At 59.5% G+C, this 26,443-nt stretch carries 26 protein-coding genes and 1 riboswitch; of the genes, 16 read left to right on the forward strand and 10 right to left on the reverse strand.

Annotation, left to right across the window (positions count from 1 at the left end; translation table 11 throughout):
* Nucleotides 1-2 precede the first annotated feature (2 nt).
* Together DW850_RS06755 and DW850_RS06760 are read right to left on the reverse strand one after the other, a co-directional pair.
* Nucleotides 3-1,310: a hypothetical protein gene (locus tag DW850_RS06755; protein ID WP_117786635.1), complete on the reverse strand. Its 1,308-nt coding sequence runs from the start codon at nucleotides 1,308-1,310 to the stop codon at nucleotides 3-5.
* Between the two features lie 139 nt (nucleotides 1,311-1,449).
* Complete coding sequence (locus tag DW850_RS06760; protein WP_117786636.1) at nucleotides 1,450-2,394, reverse strand: hypothetical protein; 945 nt, start codon at nucleotides 2,392-2,394, stop codon at nucleotides 1,450-1,452.
* 204 nt (nucleotides 2,395-2,598) lie between these two features.
* Between DW850_RS06760 and DW850_RS06765 the strand changes: the two genes are divergently transcribed.
* The 5 genes from DW850_RS06765 (at nucleotide 2,599) to DW850_RS06785 (ending at nucleotide 9,422) form a co-directional block, all read left to right on the forward strand.
* Nucleotides 2,599-4,578, forward strand: a complete 1,980-nt coding sequence (locus DW850_RS06765) for an NAD(+) synthase (RefSeq protein WP_233540637.1) — start codon at nucleotides 2,599-2,601, stop codon at nucleotides 4,576-4,578.
* A 118-nt stretch (nucleotides 4,579-4,696) separates the two neighbouring features.
* Complete coding sequence (locus DW850_RS06770) at nucleotides 4,697-5,860, forward strand: pyridoxal phosphate-dependent aminotransferase (RefSeq protein ID WP_117786638.1); 1,164 nt, start codon at nucleotides 4,697-4,699, stop codon at nucleotides 5,858-5,860.
* A gap of 201 nt (nucleotides 5,861-6,061) precedes the next feature.
* Nucleotides 6,062-7,012, forward strand: a complete 951-nt coding sequence (locus tag DW850_RS06775; RefSeq protein WP_089573042.1) for an L-lactate dehydrogenase — start codon at nucleotides 6,062-6,064, stop codon at nucleotides 7,010-7,012.
* A gap of 133 nt (nucleotides 7,013-7,145) precedes the next feature.
* Nucleotides 7,146-8,306 (forward strand): DUF2974 domain-containing protein, encoded by a 1,161-nt coding sequence (locus DW850_RS06780; RefSeq protein ID WP_117786639.1) that lies wholly within the window; start codon nucleotides 7,146-7,148, stop codon nucleotides 8,304-8,306.
* Between the two features lie 111 nt (nucleotides 8,307-8,417).
* Nucleotides 8,418-9,422, forward strand: coding sequence for a nucleoid-associated protein (locus DW850_RS06785; protein WP_022094136.1), 1,005 nt, complete (start codon nucleotides 8,418-8,420; stop codon nucleotides 9,420-9,422).
* Nucleotides 9,423-9,669: 247 nt separating this feature from the next.
* Here the strand turns inward: DW850_RS06785 and dapD are convergent, their stop codons facing one another.
* Genes dapD through dapA form a run of 3 tightly spaced genes read right to left on the reverse strand, consistent with a single transcriptional unit; the run spans nucleotide 9,670 to nucleotide 13,471 of the window.
* Nucleotides 9,670-10,389 (reverse strand): 2,3,4,5-tetrahydropyridine-2,6-dicarboxylate N-acetyltransferase, encoded by a 720-nt coding sequence (gene dapD, locus DW850_RS06790; RefSeq protein ID WP_117564410.1) that lies wholly within the window; start codon nucleotides 10,387-10,389, stop codon nucleotides 9,670-9,672.
* Nucleotides 10,390-10,428: 39 nt separating this feature from the next.
* Nucleotides 10,429-11,169 (reverse strand): 4-hydroxy-tetrahydrodipicolinate reductase, encoded by a 741-nt coding sequence (dapB, locus tag DW850_RS06795; RefSeq protein WP_199575614.1) that lies wholly within the window; start codon nucleotides 11,167-11,169, stop codon nucleotides 10,429-10,431.
* Nucleotides 11,162-13,471, reverse strand: coding sequence for a 4-hydroxy-tetrahydrodipicolinate synthase (gene dapA, locus DW850_RS10425; RefSeq protein ID WP_117786640.1), 2,310 nt, complete (start codon nucleotides 13,469-13,471; stop codon nucleotides 11,162-11,164). The genes dapB and dapA overlap by 8 nt, the downstream gene beginning before the upstream one ends.
* Before the next feature lie 65 nt (nucleotides 13,472-13,536).
* A riboswitch (Lysine riboswitch) is annotated at nucleotides 13,537-13,705 on the reverse strand.
* 144 nt (nucleotides 13,706-13,849) lie between these two features.
* Here dapA and DW850_RS06805 point away from each other — a divergent pair.
* From DW850_RS06805 to DW850_RS06825, 5 genes are all read left to right on the forward strand, one after another.
* Nucleotides 13,850-15,037, forward strand: a complete 1,188-nt coding sequence (locus tag DW850_RS06805) for an N-acetyldiaminopimelate deacetylase (RefSeq protein WP_117786641.1) — start codon at nucleotides 13,850-13,852, stop codon at nucleotides 15,035-15,037.
* 102 nt (nucleotides 15,038-15,139) lie between these two features.
* On the forward strand, nucleotides 15,140-15,421 hold the full coding sequence (locus DW850_RS06810) for a type II toxin-antitoxin system RelE/ParE family toxin (protein WP_117786642.1): 282 nt from the start codon (nucleotides 15,140-15,142) through the stop codon (nucleotides 15,419-15,421).
* Nucleotides 15,393-15,734: a HigA family addiction module antitoxin gene (locus DW850_RS06815; RefSeq protein ID WP_050766086.1), complete on the forward strand. Its 342-nt coding sequence runs from the start codon at nucleotides 15,393-15,395 to the stop codon at nucleotides 15,732-15,734. The genes DW850_RS06810 and DW850_RS06815 overlap by 29 nt, the downstream gene beginning before the upstream one ends.
* Before the next feature lie 81 nt (nucleotides 15,735-15,815).
* The gene (locus DW850_RS06820) at nucleotides 15,816-16,085 is read left to right on the forward strand and encodes a hypothetical protein (RefSeq protein ID WP_117786643.1); all 270 of its coding nucleotides are present in this window, start codon (nucleotides 15,816-15,818) and stop codon (nucleotides 16,083-16,085) included.
* A gap of 371 nt (nucleotides 16,086-16,456) precedes the next feature.
* Nucleotides 16,457-17,212: an EcsC family protein gene (locus tag DW850_RS06825; RefSeq protein ID WP_117786644.1), complete on the forward strand. Its 756-nt coding sequence runs from the start codon at nucleotides 16,457-16,459 to the stop codon at nucleotides 17,210-17,212.
* Nucleotides 17,213-17,241: 29 nt separating this feature from the next.
* Here DW850_RS06825 and DW850_RS10185 read toward each other — a convergent pair whose 3' ends face one another.
* Together DW850_RS10185 and DW850_RS10130 are read right to left on the reverse strand one after the other, a co-directional pair.
* A complete protein-coding gene (locus DW850_RS10185; RefSeq protein WP_158565243.1) occupies nucleotides 17,242-17,397 on the reverse strand; it encodes a hypothetical protein in 156 nt (51 codons plus the stop codon).
* 18 nt (nucleotides 17,398-17,415) lie between these two features.
* On the reverse strand, nucleotides 17,416-17,622 hold the full coding sequence (locus tag DW850_RS10130; protein ID WP_147349603.1) for a hypothetical protein: 207 nt from the start codon (nucleotides 17,620-17,622) through the stop codon (nucleotides 17,416-17,418).
* A 107-nt stretch (nucleotides 17,623-17,729) separates the two neighbouring features.
* Between DW850_RS10130 and DW850_RS06830 the strand changes: the two genes are divergently transcribed.
* From DW850_RS06830 to DW850_RS06845, 4 genes are all read left to right on the forward strand, one after another.
* Complete coding sequence (locus DW850_RS06830; RefSeq protein WP_117786645.1) at nucleotides 17,730-18,173, forward strand: FxLYD domain-containing protein; 444 nt, start codon at nucleotides 17,730-17,732, stop codon at nucleotides 18,171-18,173.
* Nucleotides 18,174-18,205: 32 nt separating this feature from the next.
* On the forward strand, nucleotides 18,206-18,628 hold the full coding sequence (locus tag DW850_RS06835) for an XRE family transcriptional regulator (protein WP_117637494.1): 423 nt from the start codon (nucleotides 18,206-18,208) through the stop codon (nucleotides 18,626-18,628).
* A 98-nt stretch (nucleotides 18,629-18,726) separates the two neighbouring features.
* Nucleotides 18,727-19,113 (forward strand): hypothetical protein, encoded by a 387-nt coding sequence (locus DW850_RS06840; RefSeq protein ID WP_117786646.1) that lies wholly within the window; start codon nucleotides 18,727-18,729, stop codon nucleotides 19,111-19,113.
* 9 nt (nucleotides 19,114-19,122) lie between these two features.
* Entirely contained in the window at nucleotides 19,123-20,106 is a 984-nt protein-coding gene (locus tag DW850_RS06845) for a protein kinase (RefSeq protein WP_117786647.1), read from the forward strand.
* 37 nt (nucleotides 20,107-20,143) lie between these two features.
* Here DW850_RS06845 and DW850_RS06850 read toward each other — a convergent pair whose 3' ends face one another.
* Nucleotides 20,144-21,277, reverse strand: a complete 1,134-nt coding sequence (locus DW850_RS06850) for a glucosaminidase domain-containing protein (protein ID WP_117786648.1) — start codon at nucleotides 21,275-21,277, stop codon at nucleotides 20,144-20,146.
* Between the two features lie 422 nt (nucleotides 21,278-21,699).
* Here DW850_RS06850 and DW850_RS06855 point away from each other — a divergent pair, with 422 nt between their 5' ends.
* Nucleotides 21,700-22,956, forward strand: coding sequence for an ATP-grasp domain-containing protein (locus DW850_RS06855; RefSeq protein WP_117629769.1), 1,257 nt, complete (start codon nucleotides 21,700-21,702; stop codon nucleotides 22,954-22,956).
* Nucleotides 22,957-23,040: 84 nt separating this feature from the next.
* A complete protein-coding gene (locus tag DW850_RS06860) occupies nucleotides 23,041-23,787 on the forward strand; it encodes an aspartate/glutamate racemase family protein (protein WP_233540638.1) in 747 nt (248 codons plus the stop codon).
* Nucleotides 23,788-23,911: 124 nt separating this feature from the next.
* Here the strand turns inward: DW850_RS06860 and DW850_RS06865 are convergent, their stop codons facing one another.
* A complete protein-coding gene (locus DW850_RS06865; protein ID WP_117786650.1) occupies nucleotides 23,912-24,658 on the reverse strand; it encodes an energy-coupling factor transporter transmembrane protein EcfT in 747 nt (248 codons plus the stop codon).
* The gene (locus DW850_RS06870; RefSeq protein ID WP_117786651.1) at nucleotides 24,651-26,402 is read right to left on the reverse strand and encodes an ABC transporter ATP-binding protein; all 1,752 of its coding nucleotides are present in this window, start codon (nucleotides 26,400-26,402) and stop codon (nucleotides 24,651-24,653) included. Before DW850_RS06870 ends, DW850_RS06865 begins: the two co-directional genes overlap by 8 nt.
* Between the last annotated feature and the right edge of the window lie 41 nt (nucleotides 26,403-26,443).

Consider the following 26,443-nt stretch of genomic DNA (forward strand, 5'->3'; position numbering starts at 1 on the left):
TGCTATTCGTTGGATTCTTCAACCTTGTCGACGGTCCAGGTGGCTCCGAGGCCTCCGGTGGTGTTGCGGCGGATGCGCACGGTGACTTCGTGGCGCTCGCCGGCCTGCGTGTAGTGCAGGGGGAAGCTTGCGCGGTTTCGCGCAGCCTCGATGGTACCGCGCTCGCGGGCGATCCAGTAGTACTCGCCGACAATGCCGAGGGTGTCGGCGCCGTAGGGGAGATAGGTCGACAGCTGGTGCAAAAGCGGGCCGGGGCAGAAGACCTCGGTTGCGAAATCGACGGGGAAGTCCTTGGGGATGGCGGGCGCTGCAGGTGCGGGGGTTGGGGCCGCCGCGGGTGCCGAAGCCGGTGCCGGTGCGGGAATTTGGTCGCAAGCAGCGGCGGGCACGGATTCGATGACGGGTGCGGGCTCCGGCATTACTTCCGGCTCGATCTCGGAATCTGCGGGCTTCACGGTGACGGGCGCATCTGCAGCTGCGGTTTCAACCTCAACCTGCATCGCGTTCTCATTCTCGACACTCGACTTTGCCTCGATGGGCGTGGATGCCATGGTGGTGATGCCGGCATTGGCATTCTCGGGGTCATAGACGACCGTGAGCGAGATGGCAGGCTGCGGCGTCTCGGGTTCCGGCGTCGACTCGGTAGCGTCTTGATCGGCGGACTCGTCGGGTTGATCGTCCTCGGCCTCGTCGCCAAAGACATCGCTGTTTTGGAACGCAGGCGTCTCGGGTTGGTTGGCGGCTTCTTCGGTTGTCGACTTGGGAGCCTCGTTGAGCTCCGCAGTGGCTTCCTGCTCTGATATGACTTCGGGATCGGTCGTGGCGGCGATTTCGGTTTCGGCTTCTGCTGTTACCTCAATAGCGACTTCGATCTCTGTCTCGGGCTCGGGTTCCGGTACGGCTTCAACCATAGCTTCGGACTCGGGATGCTTAACGTGCTTGGGACGCACGGCCTTGAGGTCCTTCTCGCCGCGCTTTTTCTTTTTGTAGGACTGCTTGGCGCCCTTGGCTGCCTTGGGCTTGTCCTCGCCTTTGGCAAGGGCGGTATCCCAGGCCTCGTTGGCGATGACGGTGGCATACAGGCGGCCGCCCTTAAAGACGGTCAGCTTAATGCAGTCGTCGAGTTCCTCGAGCAGCTCGCGCGTGGACTCGAAGCCCAGGTCGTAAGCGGTCATATCGCCGGCGGCGAGTGCCTCCTCGACCTGTGTCATAAACGTTTGCTTGCCGCATCCAATCACATCGCGCAGCAGGCGATACAGATAGATGTGGTTGCCCAGCGATAGCGTGGGCCTAACTATTGTCTTGCTCATGGCAAATCTCCTCTTTACACACCAAAGCATCTTACCATCGCACGGGGCTCGTCATCTCGGCACCCAAGGCAAACGGGCGCGACCGTTTGCCGGTTCGCGCCCGTTATGCAGGTCGGTTATCTATGAGAGACAAACGTGCTTAGTTGCCCGATGCCGTGTTTTGGCTCGAGCTGTCAGATGCCGTGCCGGACGCGGTTCCGCTCGAGCTGTTGGTGTTGCTGTTGTCGGTAGATCCCGTACTCGATGTATTGCCATTCGCCTGGTCGCCCGTGCTCGGTTGAGAGCCGTCAGTCGTTTGGCTTGAGTCAGTCGTGCCGGATTGCGTGCCGCTGTTGTTCGCAGAGGAATCGACGCCCTGCGATTGATCAGGGGTGGGCGATGACGAGTCGGTGGATGCGGAGTTGCCCTGCGGGTCGTCCTGCTGGCTTTGCGATTGACCGGAGCTATCTGCGTCGTGCTCGGTCGTGCGCGACGAAAGGATTGGCTCGGGACGCTCGCCCAGACCCTCGCCGGCGGTGGTGATAAGGATGGCGCCAGCGCAGGCGATGACCGCGACGATGGCGATGGCGATCGAGAAGATGATGACCTTCTTTTGCGTCTGGCTGCGCTCTGCCGCCGCCTTGGCGCGCAGGCTGTTGGGGGCGACGCGCGCCGTGGTCGCGCGCCCCGCAATCTGGCGCATCTCCTGCGTAGTCGCGGCGCCGCCCAGGTGCTCCTCGGCATTAAATTCAACGGGCTCATAGGCGCCGGCGGGGTAGTCGACGTCGGCGTGCGTGCCTTTGAGGGCTTTGGCGCTGGCAGAGATAAAGTGGCGGTAGACCTGTGAGGACACAACGGTGATGACCGAGCTCACGGCGGCGCCGATCACTGATCCAGCGATGCCGATCTTGGAGGCAAGCGCGACGCTCGTGGCGGCAGCTGCTGCGCCGGCGATGATCTGGGGAATGGAAATGTCGTCGAACAGGCCCTTTTTGGGCGCAATGGCCATGGTCTGGCCGATGGAATGGTTCTCGTGAACGCCGTTGTTGAGTGCGGCCGGCGTCATGACGCGCGTGCGCGGCGCATCAGTGTACTTGGTCGTCATACGGGGGTCCTCCCGGTGTAAATCTGCTTCGTTTCGTGTAGCCATCAGGGTACCCACCAGATGTGAATCGTACGTGACATTTAACAGATACCATCAACTCATCAATAGCTCACCAAATTGGTGGGATGCGGTTGCGCCCGGTGGTTGAACTACAATAAGGCTTGCTAATTGTTATGAATGGCGTCTACGCACGGGAGCATTCTTATGGATCTTCACTTTTCTCAGTCTGACGGCTTTTTGCGCGTGGCGGCGGCGTCGCCCAAGATTCGCGTGGCCGATGTCGAGGGCAATGCCGAGGTTGCGCTGGCGGCTGTTCGCGAAGCCGCCGAGCGTGGCGTTCGTGCGTTGGTGCTGCCCGAGCTCAACCTGTGCGGCTATACCGCGGCTGATTTGTTCCATAACCGCACGCTGCTGCATGGCTGCGAGGCGGCGCTGGTGCGCATCCTCGATGAAACCCGTGAGCTGCCGATTATCTTTACCATCGGTCTTCCCGTTGCGGTGGCTGAAAACATCTACAATTGCGCGGCCGTTTGCTGTGCGGGCGAACTTTTGGGCCTTACGGCCAAAAAATACTTGCCCAACTACGGTGAGTTTTATGAGCGCCGCTGGTTTGCTCCGGCGCCCGACGATCCCGTGTGGGTTGAATTTGCCGATCAGGGTCCGGTGCCGCTTGGTTCGGGACTTGTCTACCGCTGCTGTGATGAAGGTGCCGAGGACCTGGTGCTGGGCGTTGAGGTCTGCGAGGACCTGTGGGTGCCGGCACCCCCTTCGACCGAGATGGCGCTTGCCGGTGCGACGGTGATTCTCAACCCGTCGGCCTCGGACGAGATTATCGGTAAGGCAGATTACCGCCGCAGCCTTATCTCTAACCAAAGCGCGCGCCTGTACTGCGCCTATGCCTATGCGGATGCGAGCGAGGGCGAGTCCACGACCGATATGGTCTTTGCGGGCGAGAACCTTATTTACGAAAATGGCTCCAAGCTCGCTGCCACCAAACTGCTTACCTGTGATATGGCCGTCGCCGATGTCGATCTTGACCGTCTGGTTGCCGAGCGCCGCCGCTCGACGACATGGACGCGCGCGGACGATGCGCCGGAGGCCACGACCGTTGAGTTTTCGTTTGAGGGCGTGTTGGCCGAAGAGCCCGTCCTGCGCGATGCCTGCGATATCGACCGCGTATTCCCACGTGCGCCCTTTGTGCCGGCAGACCACGGCGACCTGGCCGAGCGTTGCGAGACCATCCTCGACCTGCAGACCGCGGGCCTCAAGACGCGCCTTGCCCACACGGGCACCAAGGCGGCTGTTATCGGTCTTTCGGGCGGCCTTGATTCTACACTCGCGCTGCTCGTGACAGTTCGCGCCTTCGATGCTCTGGGGTTGCCGCGCACCGGTATCACGGCCGTGTCCATGCCCGGCTTTGGCACGACGCATCGCACCAAGTCGAATGCCGAGTCGCTCGCCCGCGACCTGGGTGTGAGCTTCCGCGAGGTTTCGATCCACGCGGCTGTGGAGCAGCACTTCAAGGACATTGAGCACGATCCTGCCGTGCAGGACGTGACTTACGAGAACAGCCAGGCGCGCGAGCGTACGCAGATCCTCATGGATTTGGCCAACCAGGCGGGCGGTTTTGTCATCGGCACCGGCGACCTGTCGGAGCTGGCGCTCGGCTGGGCTACGTACAATGGCGACCACATGAGCATGTACGCCGTCAACGCGAGCGTCCCCAAGACGCTCGTGCGCCATCTGGTGCGCTATGCGGCCGATGTCTTTGGCGGGCGCATCGCCGAGGTGCTGCTCGATATCCTCGATACGCCGGTGTCTCCCGAACTTCTGCCGCCCACGGGCGACGGCGAGATTGCCCAGAAGACCGAGGATTTGGTGGGCCCGTACGAACTGCACGACTACTTCCTCTACTACCTGCTGCGCTTTGGCTTTGAGCCGGGCAAGATCTACCGTATGGCACTCAAGAGTTTCGAAGGCGTCTACGACGCCATGACCGTCCGCACGTGGCTGCGTACGTTCTATCGTCGCTTTTTTGCCCAACAGTTTAAGCGCAGCTGTCTGCCCGATGGCCCCAAGGTGGGCTCGGTGACGCTCAGCCCGCGCGGCGATTGGCGTATGCCGAGTGACGCCAGCTCGCGTCTGTGGCTTGCGCAAATCGACGCGCTCAATCCAGATGACTAAGGTTGGCTAAATTGAACCAATACGGGGGTTGCAAGCGTTACACTTTTGCAATCTGATGGCCCGTATCGCGCGGCGCTCTTGTCGGAGCGCCGCGTTTTTTATATCGAAAGGTGGCACCATGCAGGCATCGCAGCGTCTCGACCGCTTTGGCGCAGAGGTCTTCGCCTCGCTCAACAATAAACTTCTCGCGCTGAAGGCTCAGGGTAAGACCATTTACAACATGAGCGTGGGCACGCCCGACTTTAAGCCGTACGACCACGTGGTCGAGGCGCTCGCGCAGGCAGCCCAAGATCCCGAGATGTGGAAGTATGCCCTGCGCGACCTGCCCGAGCTTAAGCAAGCCGTGTGCGATTACTATGAGCGTCGCTTTGGCGTTTCGAGCATTACGCCGTCCATGGTGCAGTCGTGCAACGGCACGCAGGAGGGCGTGGGCCATTTGGGCCTGGCCCTGCTCGATCCGGGTGACACCATTCTGGTTCCCGATCCGTGCTATCCGGTCTTTGAGGCGGGTGCCAAGATCGCCGATGCCAAACTCGAGTACTATCCGTTGGTCGCCGAGCATAATTACCTGCCCTATGTGGCGGGTATCGATCCCGAGGTTTCCGATCGTGCCAAATATATGATCGTGTCGCTGCCCGCGAACCCGGTCGGCTCGGTGGGCACGCCCGAGGTCTACGAGGAGATTATCGCCTTTGCCCGCGAGCACGATCTGTTAATCGTTCATGACAACGCGTACTCCGACATCGTGTTTGACGGCGAGCCCGGCGGCAGCTTCTTGCAGTATCCCGGTGCGCTCGAGGTGGGCGTTGAGTTCTTCTCGCTCTCCAAGTCGTTTAACGTCACCGGTGCCCGCATCGGCTTTTTGGTCGGTCGCGAGGATGTGGTCTCGGCCTTTGCCAAGCTGCGCAGCCAGATCGACTTTGGCATGTTCTTCCCGATCCAGAAGGCCGCCATTGCGTGCCTTAATGGTCCGCGCGATGAGGTCGAGGCGCAGCGTCTGAAGTACCAGGAGCGCCGCGATGCCCTGTGCGACGGTCTTGAGGGCCTGGGCTGGGAGCGTCCCAACGCACATGGCTCTATGTTTGTGTGGGCCAAGCTTCCCGGTGGTCGCACCGATTCCATGGCGTTTTGCGAGGAGCTCATGGAGAAGGCCGGCGTTGTGGTGACGCCGGGCGCGAGCTTTGGTCCTTCGGGCGAGGGACACGTGCGCATGGCGCTGGTCCTGCCGCCCGACCAGATTGCTTTGGCTGTCGAGGCCATTCGCGAGGCGGGCCTGTATTAGAAAGGTATTTCGACTCGTCAATAGCTCGAAACCGATTTCGTGCAGTTATTTTACGATTTCTGCAAACAATTTCGGTAAACGGTCGATTTTTGGCTGCGAATAGGAGCATAATCAAAGTCCCGATTGGATGTATTGGGATTACGGCAAGCCGCTCGGGTCGTTCCCGGGCGGCTTGTTTGTGGAGAGAGATGGGAGTTTCTAATGGTTAACGAGAAGAAGGTCGCTATTGTCGGCTGCGGTTTCGTTGGTTCGTCTTCGGCGTTCGCGCTGATGCAGAGTGGTCTGTTCTCCGAGATGGTCCTCATCGACGTGGACAAGAACCGCGCCGAGGGTGAGGCCCTGGATATCGCGCACGGCATGACGTTTGCCGAGCCGATGAAGATCTACGCCGGCGATTATTCCGATGTCGCCGACGCCGCCATGATCGTCGTCACCGCTGGCGCTGCCCAGAAGCCCGGTGAGACTCGCCTGGACCTGGTCAACAAGAACGTCAGCATCTTTAAGTCCATTATTCCCGAGATTAAGAAGTCCGGCTTCGACGGCATTCTGCTCATCGTCTCCAACCCGGTCGATGTTCTGACCTACGCCGCCATCAAGATGTCCGGCCTGCCCGAGGGCCACGTCATCGGTTCCGGTACCGTGCTCGACACCGGCCGTCTGCAGCAGATGCTTGGTGCCCATGTCGAGGTCGACCCGCGCGATGTCCAGGCCTATGTCATGGGTGAGCACGGCGATTCCGAGTTTGTCGCTTGGTCCAGCGCTCAGGTTGCCGGCGTTCCGCTGAACACCTTCTGCGAGCTTCACGGTCATCTGGAGCATGAGGCTGCCGAGAAGCGCATCGCCGAGGACGTCAAGAACTCCGCCTACACCATCATCGAGAAGAAGCACGCCACCTACTATGGCGTTGCCATGGCCGTCAAGCGCATCTGCACCGCCGTCATGCGCGATGAGCAGACCGTTCTGCCCGTCTCCTCGCTCATGGTGGGCGAGTATGGCCTGTCCGATCTTGCCATCTCCATGCCGACGGTCGTTGGCCGCGACGGCGTTGTCTGCCGCGTCCCCGTGCCGCTGAACGATGACGAGCAGCATGAGCTCACCGCCTCTGCAAAGGCCCTCAAGGACATCATCGACAGCGTCGACTTCTCCTGCTAAATCAAGCTCGCTAGAGCGAAAAGCTACAATGAAGGCGTCCGGGTCCACACGGCCCGGGCGCCTTTTTGGTGCAAAGTAACCTGACCCCAATGCACCATAGTTGCCCCAATGCACCATAGTTGATGGGAGGGCCATGTCGGATTCGCCTAATTTTTTAACCTATGCCCAGACGGCGTTTGATCCGTTTGAGGAGAGGCCGTTCTGCGCGGTGGATAGCCTCGTCTTTGCGTGGTTGTCCTATTTGCGTTTGCCGGGTGATATGGCGGAGCTGACGAACTGGCAGGGCCTAGACGTACGCGAGCTGCTGCGTGCCGAGTGCTACCGGGACATGATTGACGACTTGTGGGACCCGGAGGGGAGCAAGGCCTTGCTGGAGGCCGTGGCAGCAAGTCCTCGCTACCGTGGCGTGCACGTTTGCGGCTATCGTGCCGTGAGCGATGTGGTGGCGACAGAGCAGTTTGCAGCCATGGCGTTCCGGTTTCCGGCGGGGTTTAGCTATCTTTCCTTCCGGGGGACCGACAGCACGATTGTGGGCTGGAAAGAGGACTTTAACATGGCGTTCCGGTATCCTGTGCCGGCCCAGGAATCCGCGGCGCGTTATGTGGACGAGGCGGCGGATGCGATTGACGGGCCGCTTTTGTGCGGAGGTCATTCCAAGGGTGGAAACCTTGCGGTGTACGGTGCGGCGATGTGCTCCGATGTCGCCCGTGCGCGAATCGAACAGGCGTATTCCCATGATGGTCCGGGTTTCGTCGAGGAGTTTCTGAACGGCAACGCCTTTGCCGATCTTTCCGGTCGAATCGACAAGACGCTACCTCGGTCGTCGATCTTTGGCATGATGTTTGAGACGCAGGAAGACTACGCCATCGTTGAGAGCACCGAGTTTAGCCTGTTGCAGCATAACCCCTTTAGCTGGGTGGTCGACGGCTGCGACTTTGTGTATCGCGAGCGTCTGTCTGCCGGCGCGCGATACGTGGACGGCTCCATTCGCGAGATGCTGCTTGCGGTGACGCCGAGCGAGCGCGAGCGTTTTATAGATGCGCTGTTCTCCGTGTTTGAGGCTACGGGTGCCGTGCGGTTTGCGGATATCGCTGGGAATCTACGCGAGAGCCTGCCTGCGATGCTTCAGGCTGCGCAAGGCTTCGACAAGGATACGAGCCGTTTTGTCTCGCAGACCATCGCGGCAATCCTTAAATGCGCGCTGCTGCCCAAGCGGCCCCAGATCGACATGCCTGCCGCCGGTAAGAGCTTGGCAGAACAGCTCGATGCGTGGCAGTCCGAGCTCCTGCACTAGCTGCTGGTGCACGGTGGTCAGGTTTCTTTGCATCAATCTTCGATGCGCTTGGGGCGGGCTCGACCGCTATACTGGTTCGTGCTCAAATCGATCTAGAACGGAATGCCGTATATGAAAATCAATCACGCGATTCTGCATATCCTGGACTTTGACTCTGCCGTCAACGTTATGAGCCAGCGCGAGCTCGATATCGAAAGCCGTACCGTGCGCAATTTCGTAACCACGCATCTGCGCCGCGCACGCACGTCGGCCGACAATAAACGCGCCACGTTTGCCGAGAACTCTGCGTTTGGCGGCGAGCTCAAGGGCTATTTCTTTGGCGAGCGCGAGTTTGTGGACCTGTCGCAGCAGATTGCGGAGTTCATCTCTTCCGAGCTCACCAAAGCCGAGAAAGCCGAGTCAACCGACGTGCTCGTGGCTGATTTTGACGACGATGAGGATGCCCGCTGGTTTGCCGTGATGCTGCTGGGCTCCAAGCAGGCTTTTATGCACGAGGTGGGCCGCGAGGAGGGGGAGGTTCGCAACGACATCGCGCGCCATTACGCTATTCTGCCAAACCCCTCGCAAAAGGTGCCGAGTTATGCCATCGTGCGCGCGAGCACCATGGAGATCGGCTACGTGGACAAGAAGCGCAAGATTGCCGGCGAGGACCGTATGCTTATCCCCGACGGCCTGCTGCAGTGCGACACGGGCGTGTCGGGCAAGGAAGTCATCGACACCGTGACGCGTGTGGTTGAGGAAGTTGCCGAGGAGCACGGTGCTAACACGGCCGTGGCGCTCGCCAAGGTTAAGGCAGCTGTCGCCGAAAAGGTCGAAGACGACGAGGAGCTGCCGCCTTGGGATATCGTCGATGAGGTCTTTGAGGACGAACCGGTTATCAAGGAGAGCGTGCGCGCGGCACTGACTGAGGAGAAGGTGCCTGAGCGTGTGCCCGTGGAGCGCAAGCAGGTCGAACGCGCGGCCGTGCGCAACCACAAGATTCGTACCGATACGGGCATCGAGATCAGCTTTCCGGCCGAGATGGGCTCGAACTCCGAGTACATCGAGTTCGTCAACGAGCCCAACGGCCTCATTTCCATCGAACTCAAAAACATCGGCAGCATCGAGAATCGATAAGTTGCGTTACGCCTGCAGCGAGAAAGCGAAGGCCGAAGCCTCGGATGAGGGCTTCGGCCTTTTTACTTGGGGCTTAATTTCGCTACTGGTTGAGCATAAGTCAGCGAAAACGCCCCAGAGCGAGCAAGGTGACGTGAAAGAGGAGGGCATTGACCTTTTGGTCATGCCCGACGACTGAACGTCAGATTGCCGCTCTGGGGCGTTTGCAGCGTCGGCTAGTTACGCGGTTTGGTAAAACCGCGTAACCCTACAGTTGACGTAAGCCCTCTTCCAGGCCGGTCTTGCTGTCGGTCTTCTCGTCGCGCATCTTGATGACGCGGGCGGGGACACCGGCCACGACGGCACCAGCGGGGACGTCCTCGACGCACACGGCGCCGGCGGCAACGACAGCGCCCTTGCCTACGTGCACGCCTTCCAGGACCACGGCGTTGGCGCCGATCATGACATCGTCCTCGATGATGACGGGCGTGGCGCTTGCGGGTTCAACGACGCCTGCCAACACGGTTCCAGCGCCGATGTGGCAGTTCTTGCCCACTGTGGCGCGGCCGCCCAGCACGGCGCCCATGTCGATCATGGAGCCCTCACCGATGACGGAGCCGATATTGATGATGGCACCCATCATGATGACGGCGCGATCGCCGATCTCGACGCGGTCACGGATGATCGCGCCCGGCTCGATGCGGGCGTTGATGCCCTTAAGGTCGAGCATGGGCACGGCGGAGTTGCGGCAATCGTTCTCCACATCGTAGTAATCGATGGAATCGGCATTGGCATCAAGGATGGCTTTGAGCTCATCCCAGTCACCAAAGACGGTCTTGCCACGACGACCGCCGTAGACGTGCGCATTGCCCCACTGGACCTTCATGCCGGGCTTCTCGCGCACGTACAGTTTGACGGGCGTCTTTTTGGGCGCTGTGGCGATGTAGTTGATAATCTCCTGGGCATCCATCTCGGCTGCATTGCTCATTTGCTGTCTCTCCTTTGGGTGGATCCGGTTGATACCTGGTTAGGCAAACATGACCTGGTCGAACGTATAGAAGCCGTGCTCGCGGGTGACGAGCTTCTGCGCGGCTGCCAGGGCGCCGTTGACGAAGATCTGACGGCTTGTGGCGCGATGCGTGAGCGTGACTTCTTCGTCCTGGCCAAAGAAACTCACTTCGTGCACGCCGGCGACAGTGCCACCGCGCAGCGAGTGCATGCCGATCTCCTTGGGGTCGCGCGCTCCGCACATGCCCTCGCGGCCATAGACGGGGTGGTAGCCTGCCTCGGGCTCGGCCTCGACTACGGCATCGAGCAGCAATTTGGCAGTGCCGCTGGGGGCATCGACCTTTTGGTTATGGTGCGTCTCGACGATTTCGCAGTCAAAGCCGGGCAGCTCGCGTGTGGCCTGTGCTACCAGATGACGCAGGGCTGCGATACCGATGGAGTAATTGCCGGAGTGCATGACGCGGGCGTTCTGACCCAGCTCGCGCAGGCGATCCATCTGCTCGGGTGTGTAGCCTGTAGTGCCCGAGACCAACGCCGCGCCCGTGCACTCGACATAGGCGACGACGGCATCGAAGGTCACGACGTTCGAGAAGTCGATGATGACGTCGGCTGCCGGGGCGCTCTCGAGCTCGGACAGATCAAAACCGATCTGGGCCACGATATCAAAAACGGGCTGCCCGGCGGCGTCGATAATGCCTTCGGCGGTAGTGCGGATGAGCGAGCCCATGCGGCCCGTTCCCATAATGACGGTCTTAATCAAGCAGACCAGCTCCCTTCAGAGCATCGGTAAGTGCGGCTCGCGTATCGTCGGCCATGGAGCACAGCGGCATACGGTAGTTTGCCTCGATCATACCCATCTGAGCGAGCGCTTCCTTAACTGGGATGGGGTTGACCTCGCTAAAGAGGGCATTGATGAGCGGCTGGCCGGCAATCTGGATATCGCGGGCGCGCGCTACGTCGCCGTCCAGATAGGCGCGGCACATGTCGTGCACGAGCTGCGGCTGAACATCGGCCCACACACTGATGGTGCCCGAGGCGCCCAGGCTCATGAGCGGCACGGTGAGGGCGTCCTCGCCCGAGTACATGCGGAAGTCATCGGACAGCAGGTGGGCGATCTTGGCCGCGTAGGCGACGTTGCCCGAGGCTTCTTTAATACCCATGATGTTGGGGTGCGCGGCCAAGCGCTCTACGTTGCGCTCGCTGATGCCGCAGCCGCAGCGGCCGGGGATGTTGTACAGGATGCAGGGGATATCTACGGCATCGGCAACGGTCTTAAAGTGCCGGTAGATGCCCTCCTCGTTGGACTTGTTGTAGTAGGGAGTAATGAGCAGCAGGCCGTCGGCGCCCAGGCCCTGATAGGTGAGCGACTTGGTGAGCATGGTCTGCGTGGAGTTGGAGCCCGAGCCGGCGATGACGGGGACACGGCCTGCAACCTGCTTGACCACCGCGGCGACAACGGAGTTGTCCTCATCGTCAGTCATCGTGGCGCTCTCGCCGGTGGTGCCCAGGGTGAGGATGGCGTCGGTACCGTTTTGCAGGTGGAAATCGATAAGGCGCTCGAGCGCGTCAAAGTCGACGCTTCCGTCCTTTTTAAACGGCGTGACGAGGGCGACGATTGAACCCTCGAGATTGCGGATGTCCATGTTCTTCTCCTTCGCTTCCGCGATCTGGATGCGTTTGTTCCACTGAGCGGCGACGGCCAGGCGCTCGTCCTGAGCGCGGCGGCGGGCACTTTCGGCGCGCGACTTGGCCAGCAACTCTCGGCCGCACGGCAGCACGTCGAGCGTGGCAAAGTAATCGACCGGGCGCTCGGCGCGGCGAATGAGGTCGGCCGAGCCATCGGGGCGCAGCAGCACCTCGGCGGAGCGCAGACGGCCGTTGTAGTTGTAGCCCATGGAGTAGCCATGCGCGCCGGTATCGTGGATCACGAGCAGGTCGCCCATGTCGATATGCGGCAACTCGCGATCAATGGCGAACTTGTCATTGTTCTCACACAGATTGCCCGTGATGTCGTAGGTGTCCGTAACGGGTGCTGCGGTCTTGTCGGCGCCACCCGGCTGTCCCATCACCGTAATGTGGTGGTAAGCGCCATACATGGCAGGACGGATCAGATCGACGGCGCTTGCGTCCACGCCGATATAGTCCTTGTAGATCTGCTTTTCGTGGATGGCCTTGGTCACCAGGCAGCCGTAGGGGCCCATCATAAAGCGACCCATCTCGGTGCAAATCGCCACATCGCCCATGCCGGCGGGAACCAAGATCTCGTCGTAGGCCGCGTGTACGCCCTCGCCGATGGCACGGATGTCGTTAGCCTGCTGCTCGGGCAGGTAGGGGATACCCACACCGCCGGACAGATTGATAAAGGCGACGTGTGCGCCGGTCTCGCGCTCCAGGCGCACGGCAAGCTCAAAGAGGATGCGCGCAAGCTTGGGGTAGTAGTCGTTGGTGACGGTGTTGCTGGCAAGGAATGCGTGGATACCAAAGTCCTCGGCACCCTTGGCCTTGAGCGTGCGGAAGGCCTCGAAGAGCTGCTCGGTGGTCATGCCGTACTTGGAGTCGCCGGGGTTATCCATGATGCCATTGGAGAGCTGGAACAGGCCACCCGGATTAAAGCGGCAGCTGACCGTCTTGGGGATGGGCCCCGCAACGCGCTCAAAGAACTCAATGTGGCTGATGTCATCAAAGTTGACGATGGCGCCCAGCTTGTCGGCGAGCTCAAAGTCGGCCGCCGGCGTGTCGTTGGACGAGAACATGATGTCGTGTCCCGTGATGCCCAGCGAGCGGGCGATCATGAGCTCGGTATAGCTCGAGCAATCGCAGCCGCAGCCGTATTCGTTGAGAATGGAGATGAGCGCCGGGTTGGGGTTGGCCTTGACGGCAAAGTATTCCTTAAAGCCCGGGTTCCATGCAAAGGCGTCGCGCACTTCTTGCATGTTGCGGCGGATGCCCGCCTCGTCGTATAGATGAAACGGCGTGGGGAACTGCTCGACGATATGCTCGAGCGTCTCCTTGTCCACAAACGGCTGCTTGGCCGCATATGCCTCGTTGGGAGTCAATGACATGTCCCGTAAACCTCGCTATCCAGACGGCGCTACCTGCGCATCGAATCCGCATAGCGCGGACCCAATGTCCGGATAGCGCTCCCGCATTGCTGCAGACAGTCCTGCGGGTGTTTCCCGCAGGCCCACCAGGCTGTTCGTGCCCGAAAAACCCAGTTCGGCGGGTTTCGCCTCCCCGCGGGGTCAAAGCCTGCCGGCTCGCCCGCGGCTCTTCGTGCCCGCGCCTCTATCAAGTGGTAACGACCCTACCACGTTGCACTTTACCAAACAAGAGTATTCGTATATAACGTTTAAAAAATGCAGGGATATGCTGGAAACATGTGTGCCACAATCCTGTATCACAATAAGTTGCAACAGGTGTGCCTCACGAAGGGATTCTCTATGACCGAGCTCCAAGAACTCCGTCGCTATCGCCGCGATCTCCATCGCATTCCGGAGCTCGATTTCGATCTTCCGCAGACTATCGCCTATATCGAGGGCGTGTTGGCGCCGCTCGCTTGCGAGGTGACCCATCCGTGCCCCAGCTGCATCTGCGCTTTCTTCGACGCTGGCGTTGGTGCCGTGCATGCCACGGCGATTCGCGCCGATATGGATGCGCTGCCCATTGCCGAGGCAACGGGGGCAGCGTTCGCTTCGACCCATCCCGGCAAGATGCATGCTTGCGGCCACGATGGACACATGGCCATGGCGCTTGCGGCGGCAACCTTTGTCGACCGTACGATCTGTGAGCGGCCGGGCGCCATTAAGCGCAACGTGCTCTTTGTGTTTCAGCCGGCCGAGGAAACGATCGGTGGCGCCAAGACAGTTTGTGAGAGTGGGGTGTTTGAGCGCTACGGGGCGGACCGCATCTTCGGGTTCCACGTATGGCCCGACCTGCCTGCGAACACGTTGGCGAGCTGCTCCGGTCCGTTGCTGGCGCGTTCGAGTGAGACGCACATTCATATTCACGGAACGAGCATCCATATCGCTAAGACTTATGGCGTTCCGGTCGAGGAGTCGCACGATGCGGCGTTGGCGGCTGCCAAGTTCTTGGTTGCCGAGCGCGAGCTCATGGACGAGTTGGGTGCCGACGAGCCCTGCATTGGTAAGTTCGGCCTGCTGCAGGCCGGCACCGTCTGCAATGCGGTGGCGGGGGAGGCTCATGTTGCCGGCAGCCTGCGTGTGTTTACGGACTCCATGTTCGACCGTGCGCGCGAGGGCGTACGCCGTGTGCTCGATGAGGCGTGCACCGCAACGGGCTGCACGTACGATCTCAATTTTGCCGAGGGCTATCCACCGGTCGATAACGACCCCGAGCTGTTCGCCCACATTGCGCCTGCCTTGTCCGAGCTGCAACTTGCGGACGAGCCGCTGCTAATCGCCGAGGATTTCGCGTTCTATCAGCGCCATCTGCCGGGCGTGTTTTTCTTGCTGGGCACGGGCGTGCCAGAGGGACAAGAAAACCCGATCGACGCTGATGGCTGCCCAGCCTATGCCACAAGCGCTCTGCATACCGATAGCATGCTCTTCGACGAGGAAATCCTACTCAAAGGCCTCGATGTCTACAAACGATTGCTTTTGCTTGACTAAGGCGTGAAGGAGTATTTGTTCTAGAAAACACGAACAAACGTACGATATAATAGAGATGTAAGTCTATAGAAACGTTTGACGTTACTAACGTAAGGCGATACTATGATTGCATCGTATAAAGATGAGGATACCGAACGCTTTGCCATGGGTATGCGGGTCAGGAGGTTCGTGCCCTTTGAGCGTGTTGCGTTGAGGAAGATTCGCCAACTGCAGGTTTGTGCTTCGCTTGATGATCTTCGCGTTCCACCGGGCAACCGCCTGGAAGCTTTGAAGGACGATCGTGCCGGTCAATATAGCATCCGTGTTAACGAGCGCTATCGGGTCTGTTTTGAGTGGAGACAGGAGATGGCTTGGAATGTCGAAATCGTCGATTATCACAAGTGATGAGACTTCGGCCGATTTGCTGTCGCCGGTGACTCCTGGTGAGCTTCTCAAAGAGGAGTTTCTTGTCCCTATGGGCATTTCTCAATATCGCCTCGCCAAGGAGACCGGGATTCCGGCTCAGCGTATCGGGCAGATTGTCTTGGGAAAACGTCGCGTGACGGCCGACACCGACCTCCGTCTTTGCCGTTATTTTGGCCTGACGGATGGTTATTGGCTGCGCGCTCAGGTGGCGTTTGACCTTGAGGCCGAGAAAAGGCGGATTGAACCGGAACTCGATAAGATCGTTCCTGTTCAGCAGGCCATCGCACTGTAGTGCTCAAAGATGATGGGGGGGGTGGCGATGAGGCGATGCCGACAGTCTTCCGTATATAGTCCGGGTGGATGCGGGTGCGGTTTGCTACTGCTTCCGGTCATCGCTGTGAGCATTGGCGTGATGTTTGTGCTTGCTGGGCTGGCTGCGGCGGCGCTCGTACTGTTTATCACCGCCATCGGCGTGACGGTCTGGCTGTGCCGTTCTCGCGAGCAGCGTCGTGCCGATGGTAAGACTAATGTCGGATGGATTGCCTTTTTGATCATCGCCTACCTGCTGAGCATCAGCTATTTGGCCTTCTTTATCCTGTTGCTTGTGAGCACCTTTACCGGGGAATCCGTCACGGTGGGGTAGGTTTCGACGAGCTTCTTGAGGATGAAGCGAGGGGACGGACCCTGAATGAACCGCGCCCCACATCAACAAGTTCCATTCGTTGTGTAGCAATCCGAATGTGCAAGTGTTTGGCGTGAGGGCACCGCCGCCAGTAACACGGGGATGCAGGCCGCGATCGCCAGCCCCTATACCAGCTCATCGCAATAGATTCCATAAGGACCCACCAACAGGACATAGGCCAACTTGCGAGCCCATCATTCGCTGCGGCCACAAATCAGCTGGCAGCTGAATTATCGCTATAAATCGCGAGGTAAAATGTCCAAAGATTGATGGACGGTTCGCAGAATTTGCAAGGGTCATTGAGAAAGCAAAGCTGCGAGAAAGGAAGAGCCATGGCTAAGAAGACGGGAGAGAAAGAAACGGTTGAAAAGGCCAAAGGCTTCGAGATTCCCATCGATGAGGAATCGGCCGGCAAGCTGCTCGATACCATCTACAGGAGCGCACTGAATGGCGTCCCTAAGGTGAGTCGTTCGGTCGACGAGATGGTTGCCGACTACACGGGAAAGGCGAAGTCGCCCGATGATGCCGCAAGGGCACTCGCAAAGTGGCAGGTCATGAAATGCGGAACCTCAGGTTTCGTCACCGGGCTCGGGGGCTTGATTACGCTTCCGGTCGCAATTCCCGCGAACATAAGCAGCGTCATGTACGTTCAGATGCGCATGATCGCCTGCATCGCGAAGATGGGTGGCTATGACGTTACGTCCGACCAAGTTCAGACGATGATCTACATGTGCCTCACGGGTACGACGGCGAGTGATCTTGTCAAAATGGGGCTCATCAAGACTGGGACGAAATCGCTTGAGGCTGCAATCAAGAAGATTCCCGGGTCGGCACTCGTGAAGATCAACCAGAAGGTTGGCTTCAGATTTATCACGAAGTTCGGCGAGAAGGGTATCATCAACCTCGGGAAAATGCTGCCCCTCGCCGGTGGCTTGATTGGCGGCGGCGTGGACGTGGCATCGACGAGCATCATTGCTAAGAACGCCATCAGGATGTTCATGGAGGGCGAGGACCCCGATGGAACCCTGCCCACTGAAGCGGAGGTCGAAAGCATCGAAGACGTTGAGGTGGAAAGCGACCTGCTTTAGTCTTCGCTATACGCGCCACACCCCATTGCCTAGCTTATGCCGTAGGGGCTGCCGGCTGTTATGAGGTAACCCGCCTGCTCGCCGCGGTCTATTCGGCACATCGCGTGCGTCGTCTGCTTTGAGTCGCAGGCTGTGTCATTGCCGCCCACGATGGCCATGTGGTCGTTGAGTGTAGTCGAGCCCATGTGACCCTTGGGTGGCTCTCAGCCCGCATCTACCAGGATTCTTGTCGAGTTCGTGCGAGCATCGAGCGTGTAGGGCATGCTCGAGAGCGTCGTTGTCCGCATGGACCACGCCGCGCGGGTTCGCCATGTCGGAAATCGAGGCAAAGCGCTGCAACCGTAGAACCAGTAGTTCAAATCGATGTTGGCAAGCCTCGAGGTGTCATCGGTGATGGACGCGCGCTTCATGCTCTTCTATATGGCAACCTTAGCTCTCAGCTAATGAATTCAAGTTCAATCCTTCCTACGATGTGCTGTGTGCCGGCACGGTAGCCGGATCGTAGGAAGGATGAATAATGGCAAAAGAGGGAAAGAAGCCGATCGGCAAGATTGTCCTAGGCGTCATCGTGGTGCTGGTTATCGTCGGTGCCGTGGGTTCTATGGGCGGCAATTCAACCGATTCGTCTGCGAGCGATTCGGCAAAACCTGCCGAGGCGACACAGCAGGCTGAGGAGCAAAAAGAACCGCAAGAACCGTATATCATTGCTGACGAGGCTGAAGACACCTCCAGTCAGTTTGCCTATAAGATCACGGGCACGCTTACCAATAACACGGACAAGGAAAAGAGCTACATTCAGATTGAGTATGTTCTGTATGATGCCGATGGCAACCAGGTTGGAACGGCTCTTGCAAACACCAATCATCTGAAGGCGGGCGGCTCCTGGAAGTTCGAGGCGCTGGGTACGGTGTCTCCCGACCAGGTTGCTAGCTGGGAGCGTTCGGACGTAAGCGGTTTCTAGCATGTTGCATGCACTGGGGGAGGTGAAGTCGTATGCCCGATAAAAAGCTGACCGAGGAGCTGCTCAATGAGCTTCTCGATGCGCCGAACATCGATGGCTATATCAGGGAGCACGACTTTGCTGCCCCGTCGCTTTCGGACTACCTGAAGCAGCTGCTGCAGGAAAAGGGCTTGGAGCGCTCGCGCGTGGTTCGTATGGCCGATCTCAATGAGACCTTTGGCTATCAGATCTTTACCGGTGCGCGTCACCCGAGTCGCAATAAGGTGCTGCAGATTGCCTTTGCGATGGCGCTGACGCTCAAAGAGGCCAACCGTGCACTGACGGCTGCCGGGGTAAGCGTCCTCAACTGCAAGGATCGCCGTGATGCGATTATCATCTTTTGCATCGATCGCGGGTGCAGCCTCCAAAAGGTCAACGAGGAGCTGTATCGCTTTGGCGAGGAGACGGTGAGTTAGCGGCTGATATCTGAGCCGGCGGAGCTGCCGAACAACGATGCAAACGAACGGGGCGCGGATGCCATGGGGTGTCTGCGCCCTGTGCTATGATGGAGGCTATGGATACTCAGACCACAACATATTCCGATGACGAGCTGACCGCAGCGCTTGCCGAACATCTGGCGTCGCTCGATCGCGACGACAGCTATCGCGTGGAGCGTGTACTTAAGCGCTCGTCCGTTGAAACAACCGAGCTCGTGTACTTTGAAGGAACCGGCGGTGGTTCGCTCGGCCCCTTTGTCCGTAAACGCATCGATGCTTCGGCTCAAATCGGCGGGGCATACGAGCGTCTGTTTGCCGCTCAACGGGCGGGCAGGCGTTTTGAGCACCTGCCCAGAATCGTCGATTGCCGTCGTGTGGGCGACGAGCTTAACGTGGTTATGGAATATATCGAAGGAGAGACGCTCGGGGTGCTGGTGGACCGTCTGGGAGCCACCCCCGATTAGGCATGTGAATTGTATCCTGCCCTATGCGATGCCGTGGGCGAGCTCCATGCCGGTTTTGCAATGGCGGGGGAGACGTCGGCGCCGGTGATCCATCGCGACCTCAAGCCATCGAATATCATCGTGACAGGTGCGAGCCGTACGCTCGATGAGGGCCTGACGTTTTCATCGCTGGTGATTATCGACTTGGGGATCGCGCGCGTATGGCGCGATGGCGCCGATGCCGACACCGTCAAGTTTGGCACGCGACCCTATGCGCCGCCCGAGCAGTATGGGTTTGGGCAGACGAGTGTGCGCAGCGACGTCTACGCACTTGGCGCCCTGTTGTTCTTCTGCTTGACGGGAATCGACCCTAAACCAGGGCTCGACATGCGCGAGCAATGCGAGGCGCGTGGCATTCCCACTCCACTTGCCGATGTCATCTGCATGTCGATGGCGCTCGACCCGGCTAAGCGTTTTGCGAGTGCGGAAGCGTTGGGACGGGCTACGCGCGCGGCATACGATCTGAGTCGCCCCGTGCGGCCTCCTGTGTCTGCACCTGTCCGTACTCCGGCCTCGGAGACGGTGTTGACGCCCCAAGGGCTCCAGAACCCCGCAGGGCTTCCTAGGCCTGCCGCCTCCGCTGCATGCGGTCTGCTCTCTCGCGTTCCGGAGTCTCTGGGGCGCATTTGGAATACGCTTGTCTGCTTCTCGCTACTTGTGTTCTTTGCCGGAAGTCACTTTGCCGTCTTTCACCCCACGGGAGCAAACCAAAGCTACCCGACGTGGCTTCTCATAATCGAGTATTTTTTCTTTGTCGATGGCCTTATGGCGCTTATGCATTTTGCGCTGCTCGATAAGCGCCGTCTTCGTCGGCGATTCACACTGCTTGACAGCTATCGCGGCAAGAAACTCGCGAAACTCTGGCTCAAGGCATTGGGTGTGCTGCTCCTATGTATGATCGTCATAGTCGCGGTTGCCAATGCGACCGGCGTCGTCGATACCTCCGCTACCTAAAAGAAAAGGGCCCCATTGGGGCCCTTTGCAGTTGCACTTAGATGCGGTTCATCTGAGCGGCGACTTTGTTGTACCAGTCCTGCCATGTGGGCGGGCAGTACTTTTTGGCCGCTGCCGGGGTAAGGGTGGAGCCGTAGTTGGCGCCCAGATAGGCAACGTGAGCGGAGATACCCTCGCTCCAGCTGCCAAAGCTGCGCCAACCGCCGCCACGGGCGCTCCAGCCCCAGGCGTTGTAAGAATTGGCGCAATAAGTACCCTTGGTGCTCTCGATACAGGCGATGGCGGGGGACCAACGGGGGTCGACACCGGTATTCCAGGCGGCGACGGCAAAGTTATAGCCCTGGCCTGCCATGGGGGAGCCGGCAAGATAATTGTCGATGCGGCTCGTCCACTCATTGATGAACGAATCGTAATCGGAGCTACCGGTATTGGAGTTGTTCACCGTGGTGTCGATGGTGGTGTTGGTGTTGGTGGCCTGGCTGCTGGAATTGCTGCCGCTTACGCCGTCGCCCGAGAGCTTCTCGGCGGCAGCGGCCTTATCGGCCTCAAGCTTGGCAAGCTCGGCAGCATTTTCCTGCTCGGCTTTTGCCTGTGCCTCGCTGCGGAGCTGCTGGGCCTGCGCCAGTGCATCCTCGGCGTTCTTCTGCTCTGCCTCAAGCTGTGACTTGGCCTGCTGGAGCTCGGCCTTGTTCTGCTCGAGTTCGGTTTGCATATTATTGAGCTCTTCGATCTCGTCGACGCTCGAGCTCGTGATCTGGTTGGTGTATTTGCAGGTCGTGATGAACTCACCCAGGCTCTGTGCATTGACCAGGAAGCTCACGATGGGATTGGTGCCCTTCTGATACTTGTACAGATCGCGCATGGCGGAGCTTGCCTTGGCCTGCTGCTCGGGAAGCTTAGCCTCGATTTCCTCGATGCTTGCCTCATTGGAGTCAATCTGTTTTTGCAGGTCATCGAGTTTGGTGCGGGCGTCGTTGTAGGCGCTCGTGGCGGCTTCGATCTTCTGCTGGGCTGCGGAAAGCTGGTCCTGCGTTGCCTGCGAGGCGGCATACGCCGCAACGGGGGAGAGCATCGGCGTGGCCGTCAGCGCAACGGCGAGCGCGGCGCTCGTGATGATACGAGCCGGCTTCGACGCAATGAGCGCTGCGGTGCGATGATTCGAATGCTGCATCCAGTCCCTCTGCAATCAATCGTAGGTTATGGTTCGAACGGTATTCTACTACTGCTTTCGACCTCAACTTGAACCTTAAAGGTTCCAAAGGGTCAAGTTGAACTTGAGGCTTTGGCTTTGACCTGCAGTTATGATGAATTGTTGAGAAACCATAGAGTTCAACTTTAACGTTACGGGGGCCTGTCCGAGAGGGTTTTTGTTTATCAAAAGTCGCCTCACGTGGGGAAAGATGCAATCGTGGGCAAGAAATGAGACTTGACGACGTGGATGCCCGGCATGGGCGGCGGAGGAGCAGGCAAACTGCTTCGCCTTGTTTGCCATAGATACGGTGGAGCTTTGGGCGCCGGCGGCTTGGCACGCTAGAATAAATCAGTTGCGCAAAGACCGCCCGTTGTGCGGGCAGTTCATGATAGGAAGTTTCCATGGCATTGCAATTTACAGAGCGCGAGTTCATTCCCGTGCTGCTCGGTGGCGACATCAACGCCTATTCGGTGGCGCGCGCCTTCTACGAGGAGTACCAGGTCAAGAGTCTGGTCTTTGGCAAGTATCAGACGGGTCCCGCGTACCGTAGCCAGATTATCGACTACACGCCCAACGTGGATATCGACACCATGCCCGTGATGCTCAAAACCGTCAACGGCATCGCCCAAGCGCATGCCGATAAGACGATTGTCCTTGTGGGCTGTGGCGATAACTATGTCGCTCTCGTGGCTCAAGCCAAGGATGCCCATGAGTTGGCGGATAATATCGTCGCGCCTTACGCTCCCTATAGCATGCTTGAGCAGTGCCAGAAGAAGGAGATCTTCTACGAGCTGTGCGAGAAACATGGCGTGCCCTATCCGCATACCTTTACCTTCACCATGGCGATGCTGAACGCCCAAGGCGAGGCACCTGCCGAAGTGCTCGACCAGATTGACTTCCCCTACCCGATGATCCTGAAGCCTTCCGATGGCATCATGTGGTGGCAGCATGAGTTCGAGGGCCAGAAAAAGGCCTATGAGATTGCCGACCGTGCCGAGCTGGAACAGGTCATCCGCGACTCGTATGCCAGCGGCTACACCGACGACCTGATCTTGCAGGATCGCGTGCCCGGCAACGACGAGTACATGCGCGTGCTCACCAGCTATTCCGACCGCAACGGCAAGGTCCGCATGATGTGCCTGGGTCACGTGCTGCTCGAGGAGCATCAGCCCCATGGCGTCGGTAATCACGCCTGCATCATCACCGAGCCCAATGACGAGCTCATGGGCGGCGTGCGCAAGTTGCTCGAGGACCTTCACTTTGTGGGCTATTCCAACTTTGACGTTAAGTACGACGAGCGCGACGGCTCGTTTAAGTTCTTCGATTTCAACACGCGCCAAGGCCGCAGCAACTACTACGTCACCAACAGCGGCTTTAACGTTGCCAAGTATGTGGTGGACGAGTATGTGTTCAACCGCCCGTTTGAGCCGGAGTTTGTGACGGCGCAGGACGAGGCGCTGTGGATGGTCGTCCCCATGGGCGTCGTCGACAAGTACGTCAAGGATCCCGAGCTGCGCGCTAAGGTGCATCGCCTGGACAAGGAAGGCAAGGGCGCCGACCCTTCGTTTATGAAGGGCGACTTTGTCTTTAACCGCTGGCTGCGCATGTGGCACACCAAGCTGCGCCACTTTAAGCTGTTCAAGACGTATTACAAGTAGATGAGTGCGGCGCCCGTCCGGTTTACATCGGGCGGGCGCGGGTATGATACGCGCAATTGCGCATGCGTCACCAAGGAGGCGGCGATGGAAAAGCTGGGAGTTATCGGCGGCATGGGCGCCGAGGCCACGTCGTATTACTACGACCAGGTGGTGCGTCATACGGCTGCTGCCTGCGATCAGGAACATATCGACATGGTGGTGCTCTCCAAGTCGACCATGCCCGACCGCACGCTGGCCATTAAGACCGGCGAGCATGCCAAGTTGCTGGCGGCCATGAAAGAGTGTGCTCAGGCACTCGAGTCGCTGGGCTGTGCGCACATAGCGATTCCCTGCAACACGTCACACTACTTCTACGACCAGATCCAGTCGTTTACGAAGGTGCCGATTATCCACATGCCGCGTGAGTCGGTGCGCTATGCCCTTGCGGGCGCGGTGATGGGGGAGTGCGAGTTCGACCCCAACCTGAGTATGCCGGCCGAGCCGGTGCACAAGATTGGCATCATGGGCACTGACGGAACCGTGGGCGCGGGCGTCTACGGCCGCGAATGCGAGGCTGCGGGTGTCGAGGTCGTCTATCCCAGCGAGAAACGTCAGAACGATGTGATGTCGCTTATCTACGATGATGTGAAGGCCGGACGTGAGCCCGATATGGATAAGTTTGACCGCGTGATGTGGGAGTTCGCCCGTAGCGGCTGCGACCGCGTCATTCTGGCCTGCACCGAGCTATCGGTGCTGCAGAAGTACCGAGAGATGCCCGAGATCACCCTCGATGCCATGGACGTCCTGGTGCGCGAATCCATCATCCGCAGCGCCGCCCCCTACCGCCTCTAGCTTCCGACCTGCCAAAAAAGACAGGTTAATTTTGGTAGATTTTATCTGGTGAAACAGTAAAGGCCTCGGCTCGTTTGGTGCGAGCCGAGGCCTTTTGCGTTGGGCGGTTGCTATCGGTGGCGAACTAGAACAGGAAGCCGATGGCGATGAGGGCGATGCTGACGATGAGCACGGCGATGTCCAGGCCCTTGATGGGGTAGCGCTTGTACGAGCTAGCGCGTGTACGCAGATAGAAGCCGCGCTGTTCTGCCGCCAAGGCTGTGGCATCGGTCTTGCCCACGCTCGAGATGAGCAGTGGCACGCACAGTGGCAGCATGAGCTTAAGCTTCTTGATGGGGTTCTTGGTGTCGTACTCGACGCCGCGTGCGGTCTGCGCCTCCATGATGGCGTTCATCTCCTGACCAAACACCGGCACAAAGCGTAGCGCCGTGGTAAAGGTGAAAGCATAGCGATACGGTACGTGCAGCACCTCGACGCAGGCGTTGGCAAGGTCGTTGAGCTTGGTCACCATGAGCATGAGGATGAGCGGTAACGCCACACCCAGCAGGCGCAGGCAGGCCTTCGATCCCGTGATGAGGCCCGTGTCGGTGATAAAGCCCCACACCACGTTGCCATCGCGCATAAAGGCTAGCTGGAGCACCAGCATGATAAGCGCGAGCGGAATCAGCAACTTGAGCAACGAGAACAGACGGTCGACGACACCGGCATAGGCGCCCAGTGCGAGGGTGAGTGCCAAAAAGCCCAACAGCGCCACGTAGGTGTCGGACAGGAAGATGCCGATGATGATGGCGGCGGCAAGGCCCAGTTTGACGACCGGGTTCAAGCGGTGCAGCAGTGTGTCGCCCGGCATATAGTCGATGACGTTAACCACGGTGGACCATCTCCTTGGTAATTCGAACGACATCGGTGACCTCGCTCACCTGCGCAAAAGCGGGCGAGACGGAAGATGCCAGACGGCGCGAGAGTTCAATAACCTGGGGAGGCTCCACGTAGGCACGCCGCATGAGATCGATGTTCGAGAATAGCTCGTGCGTGCGGCCGCGGTCGAGGATGTGACCGTCGGCCATTACTACGATACGCTCGGCAAAGTCGGAAACAACTTCCATATCGTGGCAGACCATGATAACGGCGCAGCCGCGCTCGGCCATGGTGCGCACCGTTTCCATGACGGTCATGCACTCGCGGTAATCAAGGCCGCTCGTGGGCTCGTCGAGCACGACGATCTTGGGCTCAACAACTACGACGGAGGCAAGCGCCACCATTTGTCGCTGGCCGCGCGAAAGTGAGAAAGGTGCCTCATCGGCAGGCAGGCCAAAGCGGTCGGTAACAAGTTGAGCACGACGCAGAGCCTCGGCGCGGTCCATGCCGCCAAGTTCCAGGCCAAAAGCGACCTCGTCGAGTACGGTATCCTTGCAGATCTGGCGGTCGGGGTTTTGGAAGAGCGTTGCGACCTCGCGGGCAATGCGGCTCGTGGGGACCGCGGCGGTATCCAGCCCCGTAACGCGCACGCTGCCCGAGGCGGGCTTAAGCAGGCCTGTGAGCAGCTTGGTGAGCGTGGTCTTGCCGGCACCGTTTTGGCCGACGATGCCCACGAGCTCGCCGGGATAGAGGGTCAGGTTGAGGTCGTGGACGGCGGCGCCGCCATTGGGATAGGCAAACTCAACATGGTCGAAGGTGAGTACGGGTTCGGCGTCCTTGGCGTGCGGGCGTAACGACGGTGCGTGCGGTGAGCCGGCGGGTGCCTGAATGTCGCTGCTTGCGTGTGCGGGGTCGACGATGCCCGAAATCAGGCGCTCGGCCTCGTCGACATCCAAGCAAGGGGTACCGCTTACCAGGCCATCGGCCTCGAGGCTATTGAAGATACGCGTGACGCGAGGGCAGTCGACGCCGATGGCACGGAGCTCGTCGGTATGCGCGAAGACCTCGTGTGGTTCGCCCTGCAGCGCGATTTTGCCATGGTTGAGCACGAGCACGCGGTTGCAGTACTCCGAGAGCAGGGCGACCTTTTGCTCAACGACGACGATGGTGATTCCAAGCGTGCGGTTTGCCTCACGCAGCGTCTCGAAGACCAACGTGGAGCTGGCGGGGTCGAGTGCCGCGGTGGGCTCGTCGAGAACCAAGACGCGCGGACGCATGGCGAGGATGGCGGCGATGGCTACCTTTTGCTTCTGTCCGCCCGAGAGGGTGGCGATCTCGCGGTCGCGCAGGTCGCTGATGCCGACGGTCTCGAGCGTTTCGCTCACGCGCTGCTCGATCTGGTCGTGGGGAACGCCAAAGTTCTCGAGGCCAAAGAGCATCTCGTCCTCGACGACCGAGGCGACCATCTGCGTGTCGATATCCTGCAGCACGCTGCCGACGATTTGCGACACGTCGGTGAGCGAGGCTTCGCAGGTGTCGTGGCCGTCAACCATGACGGACCCAAAGAACGTGCCGGTGTAGTGGTGGGGCACGGCACCCGACAGGCAAGCGGCAAGCGTGGACTTGCCGGCGCCCGAGGGCCCGATGATGCCGATGAAATCTCCCTTGTTCACGCTGAGCGAGATGTGGCTGAGCGCCTGCTCGGTCTGCGTGCCATAGGAGAACGAGACATCGTCGACGTTGATGATCGTTTCCATGGATACCTTTCATAGTCATTGGGTGTTCCTATAGTTTTGTC

Origin of the sequence: Collinsella sp. AM36-4AA (genome assembly GCF_003467795.1) — a bacterium.
Classification (GTDB): domain Bacteria; phylum Actinomycetota; class Coriobacteriia; order Coriobacteriales; family Coriobacteriaceae; genus Collinsella.